The 15,661-nt window shown below is 60.8% G+C and carries 10 protein-coding genes and 1 tRNA gene; 6 read left to right on the top strand and 5 right to left on the bottom strand.

Annotation, left to right across the window (positions count from 1 at the left end; translation table 11 throughout):
* Nucleotides 1-110: 110 nt before the first annotated feature.
* A tRNA-Arg gene (locus tag FBZ97_RS22810) sits at nt 111-187 on the top strand.
* Nucleotides 188-548: 361 nt separating this feature from the next.
* Here the strand turns inward: FBZ97_RS22810 and FBZ97_RS22805 are convergent.
* Complete coding sequence (locus tag FBZ97_RS22805; RefSeq protein ID WP_113354283.1) at nt 549-815, bottom strand: BON domain-containing protein; 267 nt, start codon at nt 813-815, stop codon at nt 549-551.
* Nucleotides 816-1,010: 195 nt separating this feature from the next.
* Between FBZ97_RS22805 and dxr the strand changes: the two genes are divergently transcribed.
* Nucleotides 1,011-2,204, top strand: coding sequence for a 1-deoxy-D-xylulose-5-phosphate reductoisomerase (dxr, locus tag FBZ97_RS22800; protein WP_145322050.1), 1,194 nt, complete (start codon nt 1,011-1,013; stop codon nt 2,202-2,204).
* Between the two features lie 120 nt (nt 2,205-2,324).
* Nucleotides 2,325-2,954, top strand: a complete 630-nt coding sequence (locus FBZ97_RS22795; RefSeq protein WP_145322048.1) for a LysE family translocator — start codon at nt 2,325-2,327, stop codon at nt 2,952-2,954.
* A gap of 89 nt (nt 2,955-3,043) precedes the next feature.
* On the opposite strand, the gene hemA is transcribed toward FBZ97_RS22795, so the two are convergent.
* From hemA to FBZ97_RS22775, 4 genes are all read right to left on the bottom strand, one after another.
* Entirely contained in the window at nt 3,044-4,255 is a 1,212-nt protein-coding gene (hemA, locus tag FBZ97_RS22790) for a 5-aminolevulinate synthase (RefSeq protein WP_069612971.1), read from the bottom strand.
* A 219-nt stretch (nt 4,256-4,474) separates the two neighbouring features.
* Complete coding sequence (locus FBZ97_RS22785; RefSeq protein WP_113354285.1) at nt 4,475-5,269, bottom strand: xanthine dehydrogenase family protein subunit M; 795 nt, start codon at nt 5,267-5,269, stop codon at nt 4,475-4,477.
* 15 nt (nt 5,270-5,284) lie between these two features.
* Nucleotides 5,285-7,630 carry a xanthine dehydrogenase family protein molybdopterin-binding subunit gene (locus tag FBZ97_RS22780; protein WP_113390820.1) on the bottom strand — a complete coding sequence of 782 codons (2,346 nt, stop codon included), beginning with the start codon at nt 7,628-7,630 and terminating at the stop codon, nt 5,285-5,287.
* A gap of 81 nt (nt 7,631-7,711) precedes the next feature.
* A complete protein-coding gene (locus FBZ97_RS22775; protein WP_113354287.1) occupies nt 7,712-8,200 on the bottom strand; it encodes a (2Fe-2S)-binding protein in 489 nt (162 codons plus the stop codon).
* A gap of 297 nt (nt 8,201-8,497) precedes the next feature.
* Between FBZ97_RS22775 and FBZ97_RS22770 the strand changes: the two genes are divergently transcribed.
* The 3 genes from FBZ97_RS22770 to FBZ97_RS22760 all read left to right on the top strand — a co-directional run bounded on the left by FBZ97_RS22770 (nt 8,498) and on the right by FBZ97_RS22760 (nt 15,275).
* A complete protein-coding gene (locus tag FBZ97_RS22770; protein WP_069612891.1) occupies nt 8,498-8,797 on the top strand; it encodes a glycine zipper domain-containing protein in 300 nt (99 codons plus the stop codon).
* A gap of 302 nt (nt 8,798-9,099) precedes the next feature.
* On the top strand, nt 9,100-11,025 hold the full coding sequence (locus FBZ97_RS22765; protein ID WP_113354288.1) for an autotransporter assembly complex family protein: 1,926 nt from the start codon (nt 9,100-9,102) through the stop codon (nt 11,023-11,025).
* 65 nt (nt 11,026-11,090) lie between these two features.
* A complete protein-coding gene (locus FBZ97_RS22760) occupies nt 11,091-15,275 on the top strand; it encodes a translocation/assembly module TamB domain-containing protein (protein ID WP_145322046.1) in 4,185 nt (1,394 codons plus the stop codon).
* Nucleotides 15,276-15,661 lie beyond the last annotated feature (386 nt).

Below are 15,661 nucleotides of genomic sequence, written 5' to 3'. Positions count from 1 at the left end.
TACCTCCGCGTGGTCTTTGAGGCCACGCGGAGCCTGCTCAAGACAGATTGTCTCCACGACGCAAAAAGGCTTGGCTTCGGGCCTTGGCTTTTGTATGGATCATGCCGAGTGGTCTCGTAGCTCAGCAGGATAGAGCATCAGATTCCTAATCTGAGGGTCACGCGTTCGAATCGCGTCGAGATCACCATTATACTCAAGCACTCAGTATCGCTCTTAGTCCGCGTTTCGAGCTGGCGAAGGTTGCGGCGATCACGATCTTTTCATGCGTTTCGCCTCGAGAACGGAGTATCCCGTGAGCCCCAAGGCAAGCGTACATGAAACGACGCCGTTGCCGCGTCCTCCTTCTCCCCTCGGGGAGAAGGTGCCGACAGGCGGATGAGGGGGGTGTTGCCAAGGGTGCGAAAACCCACATTCAAATCGGTCAGCCCCCTCATCCGACCCTTCGGGCCACCTTCTCCCCGAGGGGAGAAGGAACTTTCGCCCATATGCGATCACTCTGCCGTGAGCCCCATCGGGCGCCGCGTAAACGCGAACTTAAAAGGCGGATATCACCCCACCGCGATCCTGTTCCTCACCAGCCGCACACCAGGAATGGATTCTGCAACCGCGGTTGCCCGCGTCACCTCCTGATAGGTCGCGACCGAACCGTGCAGGCGGATTTCCTGGCCTGCCGCAATCACGGTGACATCGGAAGCATCGATTCCGCCAGCAACGGCCAGCGCATTGGCAACCGCGGATTCCAGCGCCGAGCGCCTGGCCTGGTCGTTTTCCAGATAGAGCTCCATGCCGTGAAACGTTGCCGCCTTGAAAACCATTCGTTACCTCCGCATTCAAGTGGTCGGAAAACGCAGCAGTTTGCATTTGGTTCAATGCAGATCGAAAAAAATATGACTAATTGCGCATTCGCCTTCCGCGTGTGCCGGTAGAGGAGCGGTTGCATGGCTCCGGACTTGCCGCTCCGCCCAATCCCCTGTAGAGCCATGGGAGCAGCAGCAAATGCGGATACCTGAATGAACACCGCCAGCACGGCGCGTCGTCGCCTGACGATATTGGGTTCGACCGGCTCCATCGGCCAGAATACGCTCGACGTCATTGCCCAGCTGGGCGGGCGCGATGCCTTCGATATCGCCGCCATCACCGGACATGACAATATCGGCCTGCTGGCCGCACAGGCAAAGGCCTGCGGTGCCGCTTTTGCCGTGACAGCCAATGAGGAGCGCTATCAGGATCTGAAGGATGCGCTGGCTGGATCGGGCATTGCCGTCGGCGCGGGCAAGAATGCCTTGATAGAGGCCGCCTCCATGCCCTCGGACTGGGCGATGGCGGCGATCGTCGGCACAGCCGGCCTGGCGCCGACGCTGGCAGCCGCCCGCCGCGGCGCCGATATCGCGCTTGCCAACAAGGAATGTCTTGTCTCCGCGGGCGATCTCTTCGTGCGCGCCGTTGCCGAAGGCGGCGGCCGCCTTATCCCGGTCGATAGCGAGCACAGCGCGATTTTCCAGGCACTGGAGGACGATCAGCAGCATGCGGTGGAGCGCATCATCATCACTGCATCGGGCGGCCCCTTCCGCACCTGGACGCGGGAGCAGATGGCCAATGTCACGCCGGCGATCGCGCGTGCCCATCCCAACTGGTCGATGGGCTTAAAGATTTCGATCGGCAGCGCCTCCATGTTCAACAAGGCGCTGGAGATGATCGAGGCCAAGCACTTGTTCAATGTCCGCCCCGATCAGATCGAAGTGGTGGTGCATCCGCAATCCGTCATCCATTCCATGGTCGGCTATACGGATGGCTCGGTGCTGGCGCAGCTCGGCTGTCCCGACATGCGCACCGCCATCGGTTATGCGCTGACCTATCCCGCCCGCACCAGGCTCAATGTCGACCGGCTGGATTTCACCAAGCTCGCCCGGCTCGATTTCGAGGCGCCGGACGAAGTGCGCTTCCCGGCACTGCGCCTTGCCCGCACAGCACTGGAGCGCGGCGGCCTGCAGGGCGCAATCATGAATGCGGCAGAGGAGATCGCCTTCCACGCCTTCGTCGACGGCCGCATCGGCTTCCTCGAAATGGCCGATATCGCCGAGGCCGTCATGGAGGAGATGATTGCGATCGGCAGCGCCGACACCATGGATGCGGTCTTTGCCGCCGATGAGGAAGCACGCGGCCGCGCCGCCGCACTCGTCGACCAGCGGGAAAAGGCTGCGTAAGCATAATCTTACAATAGATCGCAACGTTCCGCATTCGCTACGCAACCACATATACGGCGGTTGCCATTCCTGGCGATGATGCTAGAGAGGAATTCCGGCTTCACTTTCAAGGGAATCACGATGCCGGACTTTTCCACGATCATTCTTTTTGTCGCCGCCGCGCTGGTGCTCACCGCCACGCCCGGTCCCGACATGCTTCTCATCGCCTCGCGCAGCGTCAGCCAGGGCCGCTCCGCCGGCTTTCTCACCTATGCCGGCATTGCGCTCGGAACCTATTGCCACGCCATGGCGGCAGCCCTCGGACTGTCGCGGCTCTTTCTCACCGTGCCGGTCGCTTATGAGATCGTCCGCTGGGCAGGCTGCGCCTACCTGCTCTATCTGGCCGTCAAGACGCTCCGCTCCCAGGGTTCTGCGTTCACACCGTCGGCCGGGCTCAAGCGCCTTTCAGGTAAGCGCATCTTCGTCGAGGGCCTGGCAACCAATATTCTTAACCCGAAGATGGCCCTGTTCGTGCTTGCGCTCTTCCCGCAATTCGTCGATCCCAGCGGCCCGATGATCCTGCAAATGGCCTTGCTCGCCACCATTCTCAACGGGATCGGCTTCCTGGTGAACGGCTCCGTCATCCTGCTTGGCAGCCACATCCGCGGCCGGTTCTCGGCGATCAAGCGCCTTCCGAAGCTGCCGCAATATCTGCTGGCGACGGTATTTGCCGGCCTCGCCTGCCGCCTGGCTTTGGGAAGCCGCGGCTAACGACGGCACAAACAATCATTGCGGAAATCGGCACCGCACCGATATTCCGCAATGAAGCGCATTTTGATTTTTGAGGCGGAAGCCGTCTCTTACGCAACGGCCCGGGCAAGCGCACAGCGCGACCAAAGCGCGTGCAGCGCGCCGACCAGCTGCTCGATATCGCCATCGGAATGCAGCGGCGTCGGCGTGATACGCAGGCGCTCGGTCTTCTTCGGCACAGTCGGATAGTTGATCGGCTGCACATAGACGCCGGCGTCCAGCAGCAGATCGGAAATCCACTTGCACTTGGCAGCATCGCCGACCATGACCGGAACCACATGGCTCGGGTTCGGCATGTGTGGAATGCCAGCCGCATCGAGCTGGGCGCGCAGCTTGCGCACGCGATCCTGATGGCGCATGCGTTCGAACTGGCTGACCTTGAGGTGTTGGATCGAGGCGACGGCACCCGCAGCCAGAGCCGGCGGCAGCGACGTCGTGAAAATGAAGCCCGACGCAAACGAGCGGATGAAATCACAGAGCGCGGTCGAAGCGGCGATATAGCCGCCCATGACGCCGAATGCCTTGCCGAGTGTGCCTTCGATGACGGTCAGACGATCCATCAATCCCTCGCGCTCGGCAATACCGCCGCCGCGCGGGCCGTACATGCCGACGGCATGCACTTCGTCGAGATAGGTCATCGCGCCATATTTGTCGGCGAGATCGCAGATTTCCTTGATGGGCGCGATATCGCCATCCATGGAATAAACGGATTCGAAAGCGATCAGCTTCGGCGCCTTGGGATCGGCAGCCTTCAGCTTGGCTTCGAGATCGTGCAGGTCGTTATGCTTCCAGATGACCTTGTCACACTTCGCATAACGGATGCCTTCGATCATCGAGGCATGGTTGAGCGCATCCGAGAAGATGATCAGGCCGGGAATGCGCGCGCCGAGCGTGCCGAGCGTCGCCCAATTGGAGATGTAGCCCGAGGTGAAGATCAGGGCGGATTCCTTGCCGTGGAGATCGGCGAGTTCCTGCTCGAGCAGAACATGGTAGTGGTTGGTGCCAGAAATATTCCGGGTGCCTCCCGCACCCGCGCCACAGTGATCGATCGCCTGCTTCATCGCCTCGATCACTTTCGGATGCTGGCCCATGCCGAGATAGTCGTTGGAGCACCAGACAGTCACTTCCTGCGGGCCATTCGGGGTATGTCTGACAGCGCGGGGGAAATTGCCACGGCGGCGTTCGAGATCTGCGAAAACCCGATAACGGCCCTCATTGTGCAGGCCTTCCAGCTCGCCTTTAAAAAATGCTTCGAAATCCATCATATGCTCCAGTACCGTGCGACCGTTTTCGAGAATGCCGGTTCACACGTCAACCCCTCCGCATTGCTTTCGCGCCCACTGCGGCAAATGGCCCCTAATTTTGAACAATTCCAGACAAGAATAACCATTCACGTCAAATTGACAATCGAAACCATGCTGGAAACACTCTCTCCGGAGCGGAGGGTAAACCCTGCCGCTCCGGGCTTGTTCATGGCGAATCTAGGCGGCAGCCACAGCGCGCTTGGCCATAACCTTGATCAGATTGGCGCGATATTCGGCCGTGGCGTGCAGGTCGGACAGCAGCGCGGATGGGTCCACCGTCACGCCGGTAACCGCGTCCGGCAGAAAGTTCGCCGCAAGCGCCTGCTCCAGTTCGGTATGGCGGAACACGCCGTCCGCACCGGCACCGGTAATGGCAACGCGCACGCCCCCCGCCCCCTTGGCGACGAAGACACCCGTCATCGCATAGCGTGAAGCCGGATTGGGGAATTTTGCGTAAGCTGCCCTTTCCGGTGCGTCGAAGGCGATGGAGGTGATGAGCTCCGCCCCTTCCAGTGCCGTTTCGAACAGACCCCGGAAGAAGTCGTCAGCCGCGAGCTGGCGCCGGTCGGTGACGATGGTGGCATTCAGCGCCAGCATTGCCGAGGGATAATCCGCCGCCGGGTCATTATTGGCGATGGAGCCGCCGATCGTCCCCATGTGCCGGACATGCGGATCGCCGATCATGCCGGCAAGGTCGCAAAGCGCCGGGCAGACCGCACGGATCGCTGCCGAAGAGGCAACCTCCGCATGGGTGGTCGCCGCGCCGATCGTGACCCTGCGGCCATCGACGCGAATTCCCTTGATCGAAGGGATATGCCGGAGATCGACGAGATCGCTCGGCGATGCCAGACGCTGCTTCATGGTGGCGATCAGCGTCATGCCGCCGGAGACATATTTGCCTTCGTCGGCATCAGACAGAAGCTTCACGGCTTCGTCGACCGAGGAGGCGCGATGGTAATTCGTTGCGTACATTGTCCTATCCTCCTCTCAGCCAGCCGCCCGCGCCGCTTCCCACACCTTGAGCGGGGTTGCCGGCATGGTCAGCCTGTTGTTGCCGATCGCATCGGTGATGGCGTTCATCAACGCCGGCGGCGAGCCGATCGCACCCGCCTCGCCACATCCCTTGATCCCCAGGGGATTGTTCGGGCATGGCGTATTCTGATGCGAAAGCTGGAAGGACGGCAGATCATCGGCGCGCGGCATGGTGTAGTCCATGAAGCTCGCCGTCAGAAGCTGGCCGCTCTCGTCGTAATGTACGCCTTCCAGCAGCGCCTGACCGATACCCTGCGCGATGCCGCCATGCACCTGTCCCTCGACGATCATCGGATTGATGATGTTGCCGAAGTCGTCGGCCGCGACGAACTGCACGATCTCGGTCTTGCCCGTCTCCGGATCCACTTCGACCTCGCAGATGTAGCAGCCGGCCGGGAAGGTGAAGTTCGCCGGATCGTAGAAGGCGGTTTCCTTCAGGCCCGGCTCCATGCCGGCAGGCAGATTGTGGGCGGTATAGGAGGCGAGCGCCACCTGGAACCATGGCAGCGCCTTGTCGGTGCCTGCCACTTTCACTTCGCCGTTCTCGATGACGATATCGCTCTCATCGGCCTCCATCAGATGTGCGGCGATCTTTTTTGCCTTCGCCTCCACCTTGTCGAGCGCCTTGACGACCGCGGACATGCCGACGGCGCCGGAGCGGGAACCATAAGTGCCCATGCCCATCTGCACCTTGTCGGTATCGCCGTGGACGATGGAGACGCTGTCGATCGGCACGCCGAGGCGATCGGCGACCAATTGCGCGAAGGTCGTTTCATGCCCCTGTCCGTGGCTGTGCGAACCGGTAAGCACTTCGATGGTTCCGACCGCATTCACCCGCACTTCGGCCGATTCCCAGAGGCCGACGCCGGCCCCGAGCGATCCTACCGCTTGCGATGGCGCGATACCGCAGGCCTCGATGTAGCAGCTCATGCCGATGCCGCGCTTCATGCCGCGGGCGGCGGCTGCTGCCTTGCGGGAAGGGAAACCTGCCCAATCCGCCTGCTGCATGGCGGCGTTGAGTGAAGCTTCGTAGTCGCCGGCATCGTAGTTCATGATGACGGGCGTCTGATGGGGGAAGGAACGGATGAAGTTGATCCTTCTTAGCTCCGCCGGCGAAACGCCGAGTTCGCGCGCAGCCGTTTCCACCGTGCGTTCTAGCAGATAGGTCGCCTCCGGCCGCCCTGCCCCGCGATAGGCGTCGACGGGCACGGTATTGGTATAGACCGTGCGGACATTGGCATGGATTGCCGGGATATCATATTGGCCCGACAGCAGCGTCGCATAGAGATAGGTCGGCACCGCCGAGGAGAAGAGCGACATATAGGCGCCGAGATTGGCGATCGTGTCGACCTTCAAAGCCGTCATGCGGTTCTGTGCATCGAAGGCCATCTTGACCTTGGAGACATGATCGCGACCATGCGCATCGGTGAGGAAGGCTTCCGTGCGATCGGCCGTCCATTTCACAGGCACGCCGGTCTTCTTCGATGCCCAGAGGCAGACGATTTCCTCCGGGTAGATATAGATCTTCGAGCCGAAACCGCCGCCGACATCGGGCGCGATGACGCGCAGCTTGTTTTCCGGCGCGACATTATAGAAGGCGCTCATGACGAGCCGGGCCACATGCGGGTTCTGGCTGGTCGTGTAACAGGTATAATGGTCTTCGGCCGCATCGTAGATGCCGAGCGTAGCGCGCGGCTCCATGGCATTCGGCGAAAGCCTGTTGTTATGAATCTCGATTTCGGTGACATGCGCGGCCTCGGCAATCGCCTTGTCGGTCGCCGCCGCATCGCCCAGTTCCCAGTCGAAGATCAGGTTACCGGGCGCTTCCGGATGGATCTGTGGCGCGCCGGCTTTCAGCGCATCCACCGCCTCGACAACGGCAGGCAGTTCCTCGTAGTCGACTGCCACGGCTTCCGCCGCATCGCGTGCCTCGCCAAGACTGTCGGCCACGACGATGGCGACGGCATCGCCGGCATAGCGGACGGTATCGACCGCCAGCGGCCGCCACGCGCCCATCTTCATCGGCGATCCATCCTTAGAATGGATCATCCAGCCACAGATCAGGTTGCCGATGCCATCATCAAGCAGCTGCTTGCCGTCGAGCACGCCGATCACGCCCGGCATGGAGAGTGCTGCCGATGCATCGATGCCCTTGATCTTCGCATGTGCATGCGGGCTGCGAACGAAATAGGCATATTTCATTCCCGGCGTCACCATGTCGTCGGTGTAGCGCCCCTTGCCCGTCAGAAATCGCTTGTCTTCCTTGCGCGCCACGCGCGCGCCAATGCCTTCAACGCCCATCACATCCTCCATTGGGGTTCCGGGCCTGGCAATCCGCCAAGATCACAGCCCGGGCGTTTAGCCAGACGGTCTCGGTGGAATTTATTCGGCCGCTTGGCTCGCGGCATTCATCGCGGCATTGGCTGAAAGCACCGCCTTGACGATGTTGTGATAGCCGGTGCATCGACAGATATTGCCTTCGAGTTCACTGCGCACCGTCTTCTCATCCAGCTTGCCGCCATGACGATTGATCATGTCGACCGATGTCATCACCATGCCCGGCGTGCAGAAGCCGCATTGCAGGCCATGATGCGCCTTGAAAGCGGCCTGAACCGGATGCAGCTCGCCGTTGGCGGCGAGACCCTCGATGGTTGTGATCTTGGAGCCGGAAGCCTGAACGGCCAGGATGGAACAGCTCTTCACCGACTTGCCGTCCATGTGCACGACGCAGGCGCCGCACTGGCTGGTGTCGCAGCCGACATGGGTTCCGGTCAGGCCGAGTTTTTCCCTGATGAAATGGACAAGCAGCGTGCGATCCTCGCACTCGCCGCTGACCGAACGGCCATTCACCGTCAAAGTCACTTTTGCCATATTTTCCTCCTCGCCTCTCCTCCAGAGGCAAGGAGCATCATTTGACTTTTTCGCAATCCAATCAACCTCTACTTTAGAGAGGAGGCTGATTTTATGCTCGCAAAGGACTGTTTTACTCTCCAGGCGCAAGGCCGCCTTTATTCAGCAATAAAAAAACTGACGTCCGCCAATAGACAATCATATTTTGCACGATATTTTCTATCATTGCAGGACTGTAAAGACAGCCCATCGTGGTGGAGCTGAAGAATTGGGACGACGTTGGCCGGGGTTCGGCTTAACTAACGTTGGAGAGAGTAAATGAAGAAAGTTCTTATGCTCGCATTGGTCGGCTTGTCTATCGCAAGCTGCACACCGACAGAACAGGGCGCAGGCATCGGCGCGGCATCCGGCGCGATCATCGGCGGCGCGGTCACCGGCAACGTCCGCGGCGCGGCAGTCGGCGCAGCGATCGGTGGCGTTTCCGGCGCCGTCATCGGCAGCGTCCAGGAACAACCCGGCCAGTGCTACTACCGCGACCGCTACGGCCGTCGCTACATCGACGATTGCCCGCGCGGCGGCTATCGCGGTGGTTATGGCGGCGGTTACGGCGGCTATTGATCGGTTTTTCATAGAATTTCGGAGATCCCGGGCTACAAGTCCGGGATTTTTTTGTTCGGGCTGCAAGACCTTTGATGTCGGTCCCGCTGTCGAAGAATGGCTCCAACCCGCTTTTTTTAGCTCGACTGAACAGGTGGAATTTCGCCGCGAAACGTGGGCTTTTTGCCCGCAAGAGGTTATCTTTTCCCCGTTTTTGACTCCAAAACGGTACACCTGAGGGACTTTTGCCTCTATGGTGGCCGCGCGTTAACTCCCGGGAAACGTCAAACTGAGTAAGTTCTCATGTAACCGTAAAGCGGCGTATGCATAAAAGAACTGAACCGAGAAAGAGTATTGCGTATCGGCGGGCAGGAACCGTGGCAGCGGTTGCGGCAATGCTGGCGCTCGGTCCGGTGTGCGCCAAAAATGCCTTTGCATTCAAACTTTTCGGCATCAAGCTCTGGGGTGAAGACGAAACGGCGGATCAGGTTTCCGATCCCGTCCGCTACACGGTGGATTTCAAGTCCGATAATCTCGACAAGGACCTCAAGGAAGCATTGAGCGATAGCTCGATGCTGATCTCCGACGAAAAGAAGCCGGTATCCGGCGACCTTGGCGTCGTCGTCAAGGCGCGCGACGATCGCGACCGGCTGATAGCAGCGCTTTACGAAAAGGCCCGTTACGGCGGCGTGGTCACCATTGCCGTCAACGGCACGCCTCTCGACGCCTTACCGCCGACGCCGACCTTCAGCCGCGCCAAGCCCGTTGCCGTCACCATCAGCGTCGATCCCGGCCCGGTCTTCAAACTCGGCAAGATCAACCTGCTTGGCGACGCCGCGAGGCTGGACCCGGCCAATTATGGCCTCGTGCGGGGCGGCGATGCCGGCTCATTGACCATTCTGAAGGCAGGCGACAAGATGGTCGTCGACTTCAAGAACGAAGGCCACCCACTCGCTAAACTGGACGAGCGCCAGGTCGTTGCCGATCATTCGACCAATACCGTGGATGTCTTGCTGAAGGTCGAAAGCGGCCCCGTCGCTCCTTTCGGCAATGTCGGCGTTACCGGCCAGAAGTCGGTCGATCCAGACTTCATTAAGCGCTATGCCCGCATCAACGAAGGCAAGCCCTACTCGCCCGACGAGCTGAAGAAGGCCTCGGACCGCCTGAGAAAGCTCGGCGTCTTTTCAAGCGTTACCATTCGCGAGGCCGACAAGCTGGCGCCGGATGGCAGCATCCCGACGACCATCGAGGTATCGGAAGGCAAGCAGCGCTTCTTTGGCGTCGGCGCCCAATATTCCACCATCGACGGCTTCGGGCTGCAGGGCTATTGGGGACACCGCAATCTCACGGGGCGCGCGGATTCGCTGCGCATCGAGGGCTCCATCTCCCGCATCGGCGAAACGACCGATGTTGGCCAGTTCGATTACACGGCCGGCATCACCTATGTCAGACCTGCGACTTTCTATCCTTCGGCGACCTTCACGGCCGGCCTCAAGATGCAGAGCCTGCATCCGGACGCCTACGACGCCAACACTGCGACGGCAAGCGGCAGCCTTGCCTATGAAATCAACGATCAGGATACGGTATCTGCCGGCGGCGAGGTGTCCTATGAATCCGATACCACCGATGCTTTCGGAAAACATAATTACCTGACGGTCGCGATCCCGCTCGAATACATCAGGGACACGCGCGACAACAAGCTGGATCCGACCGAAGGTTATCGTGCCTCCATCAGCGCCAAACCGAGCTATGAAGCAATGGGCGGCACGGTTTTCAGCTCCTTCGAAGGTTCGATCACCGGTTACAAGGGCATAGGCGCCAACAACAACGTGGTCTTCGCCGGCAAGCTTGCCGCAGGCTCGTTGCTGGGGGCAAACAGCATCGAGGACATTCCCGCGACCCGGCGTTTCTATGCCGGTGGCGGCGGCTCGGTGCGTGGTTACAGCTATCAGGAAATCTCGCCCTATAACTCCCACGGCGACGAAACCGGCGGACGCTCCTACGTGACCGCCTCCTTCGAAGCGCGGGTGAAGATCACAGACACGATCGGCGTCGTGCCTTTCGTCGATATGGGTAGCGTCACAGACAGCGTCTTGCCCGACGCGTCCGATCTGCGCATTGGCGCTGGCGTCGGCTTGCGCTACGCTACGCCCTTCGGTCCGATCAGGCTCGATGTCGCCGTGCCGTTGAAGAAATATGACAATGGCACATCTTATGGCATCTATGCCGGCATCGGTCAGGCCTTCTGATAAAACGCAGAGTTGTCGCGGGCCTTTCAGCACACGGTTACGAAATTGAGGTTACTGTCGCTTTCATGAGCATATTGATTCGAATCCTCGGGAAATTGGTGCGCTGGATCGCCTATGCGGTCGTGGCAATCCTTTTGCTCGTGATCGCGGCTGTGCTCGTCGTCGGCCTCGTACCCTCCGCAACCGGTTATGCCGTCGATCAGGTGGCAAAGCTTGCATCTACGCCGGATCGTACCATCGCCATCGCCGCGCCCTCAGGACTGCTGAACGGCAATCTGAGGGTCGGTTCGATCACTGTCTCCGACACGAAAGGCCCCTATGCCAAGGTGCAGAACCTTGCCATCGACTGGTCTCCCCTGTCCTTGCTGACTGGCACCTTCCATGCCGATCGCGTCGCAGCCGACGTTGTCGACTTCGAACGGCTGCCGGTTTCGACGGTCGCACCCGCACCGGCAACGCAGCCGGCAAGCTCCAGCGGTTTCTCCCTGCCCATCGCCATCGATATCGGCGCCATCGCCCTGCCTGATCTTCGCATCGGACAGGCCGTTGCCGGGCAGGACTTCGTTCTCGCCGCCGACGGCAGCGTCAAGGCAAACAACAGCAGCATGGGCCTCGTGATCAATGCCAGCCGCCATGACGTGCCCGATGCCAAGCTTTCCGCCGATATCGCCTTTGCTCCGGCCGACAATCAGCTGAAACTGAAGACACAGATCTCCGAGCCGCGCGACGGCATGCTGGCCGGGCTGCTGCACCTGCCGGGCGGCCCTGCCGTCAATATCGATCTTTCCGGCGATGGCCCTCTCTCCAACTGGGCCGGCAAGCTGCAGGCGTCACTCGATGGCAAGCCGACAGTCGCCATCAGCGGTCACCACAGCCTCTCCAACGACGGCCTGCACCACATCGATGTCAAAGGCGGCGGCGATGTCGATTCCCTCCTGCCGCCGACCATGCGCGCGCTCTTTGCCGGCCAGACCACCATCGATCTCTCCGCAACCTTCGACGGCAAGGGCAAGATCGATATCCAGACTGGCAATCTCGCCACCGGCAGCGCCGTGCTTGCCGCATCAGGCACACTCGATCCCGCCGGCAACAACAGCCTCAATGCCAATCTCATCGGCACCTCCGGCCCCGTCGATTTCCGCTGGCCTATGGAAAACGGCGAGGTCCGCGCCCTGATTTCGCGGGTTGACATCGCGCTGACGGGTGCGGCCCAATCGGTGAAGATCGACGCAAAAGCTGCTCTCGACAGCGCCAGCACGCCGCAGGGCGATATCGGACAGATCAATCTCAGTGCCCGCAGCGATGCCTTCAATCTCACCGGTATGTCCGGCCCGCTGCAGCTTCGCCTGGTTGTCGGCCAGACGGCCTTCGTGAGCCCCGACCTCAATCGCCTCATCCGCGCGCCGATTGCGCTGACTGCGCCGCTGCAGCTCTCGCCCGATACGATCGGCTTCAACAATACGACATTGGAAAGCGCCAGCATCGGCGGCACCGTCAACGGCAAATATACGCTGTCGTCGAAGGCGCTGACGGGCAATTTCAAGCTTTTCGCCCTGCCCGGCGTTCTGCCGGATGGTGTCTCGGACAAGTTCGAAGGCACGATCTCCCTGGAAGGCCAGGTCGCCGGCACGGTGCCGACCAAGATGACGCTCTCCAATCTTGCGGTGAAATCCAATGTCGCCGAAATCAATGGCAATGTCGCGCTCAACGACCAATCGCTGACCACAGATCTATCCGGCAAGGTACTCGACCTTTCCAAGCTCGTCCCGAACGCACAAGGACAGGCCGATATCGGTCTCAAGGCCAAGGGACCGCTCTCTGCACTCGGCATCGACGCGACCGTCAAGGCCGTCAATGTCAAGCTGGCGGGACGGCTGCTCGATACGCTCGATATCGGCGTGACCGGTACCGCCAATCCCAAGGCACCACAGGCAAATATCCAGGCAAATGGGGCAATCGACGGCAAGCCGATCCGCATCACCGCCGATGCCGTTTCCAAGGATGGCCGCACCAGTATCCCATCGCTGGCAGCCGAAATCGGCACCAACAAACTGCAAGGCAAGCTGGATCTGTCACCGAGCTTCGAGCCGACAGGCGCGCTGACCTTCGACCTGCCGGATCTCAGCCTGCTCGCAGCCCTAGCCGGGCAGAAGGCCGAGGGCGACCTCAAGGGCTCGCTCGACATCGCCAGCACCGGCGGCAAGATCGGCCTGAAAGTCAATGCAAACGGCAGCGGCATCCGCCGCGACGATCTCGTCATTAGCAAGCCGGCCGTCGCACTTGCCGTCGATGATCTCAAGGCCCTCTCCGCAAATGGCACCATCCGCGCCGATACGATCGCCTCCGGCGCCAACCGCATCGCCGATCTTAACCTGACCTTCACCCAGCAGGGCAGCCGCACGGATTTCGATCTGAAATCCACATACGACAACGCGCCGCTGACGACACACGGCAGCGTCGAAACGGCTGGCGGCCAGACGACGGTGAGCCTCGACTCGTTTGCAGGCGCGCCGCGCACGATACCGGTGAAGCTCGCATCGCCGACGAAGATCGTCATCAAGGACGGCATCGCCTCTCTGAACGGCCTGACCCTTCAGACCGGTGGCGGTTCAGTGACCGTTGATGGCACCGCCGGGCAGGTCCTGAACATCAATGCGAAGATAGCCAACCTGCCCGCGAGCCTGGCCAATGTCTTTGCGCCGACGCTTGCGGCAGAAGGCGTCATCTCGGGCACGATCGCGGTCACCGGCAAGGCAGCCTCGCCGGCCGTTGTCTTCCAGACCAACTGGTCGGGAGCAGCAACAAGCCAGACGAAATCCGCCGGCCTCGCCGCGCTCGGCATCAAGGCCGACGGCAAGTTCGCCGATAATGTCATCACCATCAACACCAACCTGACCGGCCAGAGCGGCCTGGCGTTGAATGGCGGCGGCACCGTCGCCATTGCCGGCAACAAGGCGATGGCGCTGAGGTTTACCGGTAGTCTGCCGTTCGACGCCTTGGCAGGCCAGCTGGCCGCCCAAGGCCTGGTCATGACGGGTACGGCGAAAATCGACATGCAGATCGGCGGCACGACGGCAGCACCCGCCATTACCGGCTCGATCACCACCGACGGCGCCAAGCTGGTCGATGTACGGCGAAATCTGACCCTCAACGGCCTCGCCGTCACCGTAACACTCGACGGCAGGCAGGCCGTCATCTCGCGGCTGAGCGGCAACCTCACGAGCGGCGGCAGCGTTTCCGGCAGCGGCACGGTCGGCATTACCCCGGATAGCGGCTTCCCTGCCGATATCCAGATGAAGTTCAACAATGCGACCTATGTCGACGGGACCCTGGTCACCGCGACGGTCAACGGCACGCTCGGCATCAAAGGACCGCTGATGACCGCGCCGATGCTGACGGGCAATCTTAGGATCAACAAGGCATCGATCACCGTGCCGCAGAAGCTGCCGGCCTCGCTGTCTGAGATCAACATCAAGCACAAGAATGCGCCGGCTGCGGTCAATGCCCAGTTCAAGGATCAGAAACCGGAGGCGCCGCGCAGCAAATCGACCACCCTCGGTATCGATCTGCAACTCGAGGCACCCTCGCAGATTTTCGTGCGCGGCCGCGGCATCGATGCCGAACTCGGCGGCAACATCACGGTGCGCGGCACGGCAGCAGAACCAATCGTGTCCGGTGGATTCACCATGCGGCGCGGGCGCCTGACCATCTTGAGCCGTCGGCTTGACTTCACCGATACCAGCAAAATCACCTTCGGGGGCGATCTGACGCCGGCGCTCAATATGGAAGCGACGTCGACGGCAGGCTCCACCACCATTACGGTCGACGTCACCGGGCTGGCGACCGACCCGCAGATCGGCTTCTCCTCATCACCGGCCCTACCGCAGGACGAGGTGCTGGCACAGCTGATCTTCGGCCAATCCATGTCGAAACTATCGGCCATGCAGATCGCCCAGCTCGCCGATGCGGCAAGCCAGCTGGCCGGCGGACGCTCCACCTCGCTCTTCGAAGGCCTGCGCAGCCATCTTGGCGTCGACGATCTCGACATCTCGACGGATGCGAACGGCCAGGCACAGGTTGGCGCCGGCAAGTATATCAACAAGCGCACCTATATCGAACTGCAGCAGGGCGCTTCAAACAACACCAAGGCCATCATCAATTTTAACGTCGGTCGCGGCGTGAAGCTGCGCGGTGCGGCGGGATCGGACGGCGCCGGGGAAGCCGGCGTCGTCTATGAGCATGAATATTGAGAAGATCTCGCGCTTTTCTGCTCAGGCCAATGCGCGGCCACCTCGCCCTTCGAGGCTTTGCCGCTTTCGCCGACGCTCAATCGTCAAAGCACCTCAGGGTGAGACGGGGAGAGTTTTGCCGCCACGCATAGAAGATCAGCCCATGCTGAGGTGCGTAGGCTCCTGAGTCCGTCCAAGGGCTGTAGCCTCGAAACACGAAGCATCTCGTCGAACAAGGCGAGATTGCATTAAGATCGTCCATGCGCTTGTCATTCTGCGCAATCGGATTGATCAATCTGTCGAAACCCAGTCGATTTTGGACAATTTTTCATCTTTTTGCTGTCATCCAGACAATCGATAATGCGCGCCAACATAATTCAGACCGGTTCGGCTCTTCATGGATTCTC

The sequence above is a fragment of the Rhizobium sp. ERR 942 genome, from assembly GCF_007828395.1.
In the GTDB taxonomy this organism is placed as follows: domain Bacteria; phylum Pseudomonadota; class Alphaproteobacteria; order Rhizobiales; family Rhizobiaceae; genus Rhizobium; species Rhizobium dioscoreae.
The sequence above is the reverse complement of the archived record's forward strand: the minus strand, read 5'-3'. Positions and strand labels throughout refer to the sequence as shown.

Bases quoted from the DNA above. Each gene is read 5' to 3' on its own strand.
- hemA (WP_069612971.1), bottom strand. From the start codon at position 4,255: ATGGATTTCGAAGCATTTTTTAAAGGCGAGCTGGAAGGCCTGCACAAT.
- FBZ97_RS22795 (WP_145322048.1), top strand. From the start codon at position 2,325: ATGCCGGACTTTTCCACGATCATTCTTTTTGTCGCCGCCGCGCTGGTG.
- FBZ97_RS22770 (WP_069612891.1), top strand. From the start codon at position 8,498: ATGAAGAAAGTTCTTATGCTCGCATTGGTCGGCTTGTCTATCGCAAGC.
- FBZ97_RS22805 (WP_113354283.1), bottom strand. From the start codon at position 815: ATGGTTTTCAAGGCGGCAACGTTTCACGGCATGGAGCTCTATCTGGAA.
- FBZ97_RS22775 (WP_113354287.1), bottom strand. From the start codon at position 8,200: ATGGCAAAAGTGACTTTGACGGTGAATGGCCGTTCGGTCAGCGGCGAG.
- dxr (WP_145322050.1), top strand. From the start codon at position 1,011: ATGAACACCGCCAGCACGGCGCGTCGTCGCCTGACGATATTGGGTTCG.
- FBZ97_RS22780 (WP_113390820.1), bottom strand. From the start codon at position 7,630: ATGGGCGTTGAAGGCATTGGCGCGCGCGTGGCGCGCAAGGAAGACAAG.
- FBZ97_RS22785 (WP_113354285.1), bottom strand. From the start codon at position 5,269: ATGTACGCAACGAATTACCATCGCGCCTCCTCGGTCGACGAAGCCGTG.
- FBZ97_RS22765 (WP_113354288.1), top strand. From the start codon at position 9,100: ATGCATAAAAGAACTGAACCGAGAAAGAGTATTGCGTATCGGCGGGCA.
- FBZ97_RS22760 (WP_145322046.1), top strand. From the start codon at position 11,091: ATGAGCATATTGATTCGAATCCTCGGGAAATTGGTGCGCTGGATCGCC.